This window comes from Actinoplanes sp. ATCC 53533 (assembly GCF_003947245.1).
Genome location: NZ_QHHV01000412.1, coordinates 1 through 1,951, shown reverse-complemented (window position 1 = coordinate 1,951; position 1,951 = coordinate 1). Strand labels below are relative to the sequence as shown.

The following is a 1,951-nucleotide window of genomic DNA, read 5'->3' as shown; positions in this document are numbered from 1 at the left end:
TGAATCCGGACCGCGCCGAAGCGCTCGCTCCGGAAAGAATCAGCCAGTCGCATGCGGCGAATCTACCTGCTGCTGTCCACTCCAGAGCGCCCGAACAGTGCACAATTCGATGTCGACGGCCGGTTTGGTAAGCGGGACGTAACGCCTATGTTTCAAGTAGTCGAATGGCTACGCAAAACGCCGGATCGCGGCGCCTTGCGGCACTGCGACCCGGCGTCTGCCGGCCATAAGCGTCAGGCTGTTTCGGTGATCGGGCGGTCGACCCAGCTCATCATGTCGCGCAGCTTCTTGCCGGTGACCTCGATGGGGTGCTCGGCGCCTTCCTTGCGGTATTGCGCCAGGGCCGGGCCACCCGCCTCGTCGTCGGCGATAAGCGCCTTGGTGAATTCGCCGGACTGGATCTCGGCGAGGATCTTCTTCATCTCCTGCTTCACCCCGGCGTTGATCACGCGGGGGCCGCTGACGTAGTCACCGAACTCGGCGGTGTCCGAGATGCTGTACCGCATCCGGGAGATGCCGCCCTCGTACATCAGGTCGACGATCAGCTTCAGCTCGTGCAGGCACTCGAAGTAGGCGATCTCCGGGGCGTAGCCGGCCTCGGTGAGCACCTCGAAGCCGGTCTGCACGAGTGCGGCCGTACCGCCGCAGAGGACAGCCTGCTCGCCGAAGAGGTCGGTTTCCGTCTCCTCCTTGAACGTGGTCTTGATGACGCCGGCCCGGGTGCCGCCGATCGCCTTCGCGTACGACAGCGCCAGCGCCTGGGCGCCACCGCTGGCGTCCTGCTCCACCGCGATGAGCGCGGGCACGCCCTTGCCGTCCACGTACTGGCGGCGGACCAGGTGACCCGGGCCCTTGGGGGCGACCATCGCCACGTCCACGTTCGCCGGCGGCTTGATCAGCTCGAAGCGGATGTTGAGGCCGTGGCCGAAGAAGAGCGCCTTGCCGGCGGTCAGGCTCGGCTCGATCGACTCGGCGTAGATCTTCCGCTGCGCGGTGTCGGGCGCCAGCACCATGATCACGTCGGCCCAGGCGGACGCCTCGGCGGGCGTGAGCACCTTCAGGCCCTGCTCCTCGGCCTTGGCGCGGCTCTGGGAGCCCTCCTTCAGGCCGACCACCACGTCGACGCCCGAGTCGCGCAGCGACAGCGAGTGGGCGTGGCCCTGGCTGCCGTACCCGATAACGGCGACCTTGCGTCCCTGGATGATGGACAGGTCGGCGTCGTCGTCGTAGAACACTTCCGCGGTCATGACTTCCCTTTCAGAAGGAGCATTTTTCTAGTTAAGGGTGGTGGTGGGGCGGCCGGATGGGACTGGGCCCAAGGTAGTGATCAGGCCGCGCGCAGAGCGGGGCCGGTAGTGATCGAGCGCGAGCCTCGGCCGATAGCGACCAGCCCGGACTGGACCATTTCCTTGATCCCGTACGGCTCGAGGTCGCGCAGCAGCGCGTCCAGCTTGTCGGGGTTGCCGGTCGCCTCGATCGTGAGGGTGTCCGGCGCGACGTCGATCACCTTCGCCCTGAACAGCTCGACCGTCTCGAGCACCTGCCCGCGCACGGTGCGGTCGGCGCGCACCTTGACCAGCAGGAGCTCGCGCTGGACCGACTGCTGCGGGTCCAGCTCGACGATCTTCAGGACGTTCACCAGCTTGTTGAGCTGTTTGGTCACCTGCTCCAGGGGTGAGGAGTCAGCGTTGACCACGATCGTAATGCGGGAAACGTCCGGGTTCTCCGTCTCGCCCACCGCCAGCGAATCGATGTTGAAGCTGCGCCGCGAGAACAGACCCGACACCCGGGCCAGCACGCCGGGCTTGTTCTCCACGAGCACGGACAGGGTGTGCTTGTTCATACTGTTCACAGGTCGTCCTCGTCGAAGGCCGGGCGCACGTCCCGGGCGAACATGATCTCGTCGTTGCTGGTGCCGGCCGCGACCATCGGCCAGACCATGGCGTCCTTG

General features: G+C 66.2%; 2 protein-coding genes. Both read right to left on the bottom strand.

Going from position 1 to position 1,951, the window contains the following annotated elements:
- Window positions 1-233: 233 nt before the first annotated feature.
- Window positions 234-1,247, bottom strand: a complete 1,014-nt coding sequence (gene ilvC / locus DMB66_RS58455) for a ketol-acid reductoisomerase (RefSeq protein WP_125812553.1) — start codon at window positions 1,245-1,247, stop codon at window positions 234-236.
- 80 nt (window positions 1,248-1,327) lie between these two features.
- Entirely contained in the window at window positions 1,328-1,843 is a 516-nt protein-coding gene (ilvN, locus tag DMB66_RS58450) for an acetolactate synthase small subunit (RefSeq protein WP_023561968.1), read from the bottom strand.
- Window positions 1,844-1,951 lie beyond the last annotated feature (108 nt).